The sequence below is a fragment of the Roseomonas chloroacetimidivorans genome, assembly GCF_049629625.1.
In the GTDB taxonomy this organism is placed as follows: domain Bacteria; phylum Pseudomonadota; class Alphaproteobacteria; order Acetobacterales; family Acetobacteraceae; genus Roseomonas; species Roseomonas chloroacetimidivorans.
The window spans coordinates 1-546 of record NZ_JBNBZS010000321.1 but is presented as its reverse complement, the minus strand read 5'-3'; the positions used below and the strand labels follow the sequence as shown (position 1 = coordinate 546).

The following is a 546-nucleotide window of genomic DNA, read 5'->3' as shown; positions in this document are numbered from 1 at the left end:
TGTCCCGGCTCGCATCCAGCGCAGCGAACCCGTTGACCAGGCGACCTTGCCGGCCATCCTCTTTCTTGACGTTCTCCCGTGACCCGTTGCGCTGTTCGCGCTTAAACTCCCTCCAGGCTCTCCAGCACTGGATGAGTACCCAGAACCCAAAGCCGATGGCGCCGCCATAGACCGGGTGGATCTGCTTGAGCAGATCGACCGGTATGGCATCCATCAATCGCGGGCTCGAAAGAGGACGTGCGCGACGATGTAGGCGTTCATCCCGACCAGCATGAGGTACAGCGCCTCCACGTGGTGCGGACCGAGCTTGGCCCACATCGACCAGTACAGAATGAAGAACCAGCAGCCGATCAGGCCGGCCAGGACGAAGCGGAACCACTTCTGAGGCTGGAGCAGCGGGTGTCGCGGGTCGTCAGGATCGTCCAGATGCAGCGCCAGGGGCTGGCAAATCGCGGCCAAGCCAACGACGGTAAACCAGACCCACCAGGGTGCCTTGTCCCCGATGAAGGACATGCTGGGCGCGACATCTGGGTCGCTGTGGTTCCA

Annotated in this window: 2 protein-coding genes; both read right to left on the bottom strand. The window is 62.5% G+C overall.

The window, feature by feature from the left end:
• A partial coding sequence (locus ACO1BU_RS37725; RefSeq protein ID WP_424140952.1) for a hypothetical protein occupies nucleotides 1-214 on the bottom strand: 214 nt, incomplete at its 3' end.
• Nucleotides 214-546: hypothetical protein (locus ACO1BU_RS37720; RefSeq protein WP_424140951.1), on the bottom strand; the 333-nt coding region annotated here is incomplete at its 5' end. The genes ACO1BU_RS37720 and ACO1BU_RS37725, both read right to left, overlap by 1 nt.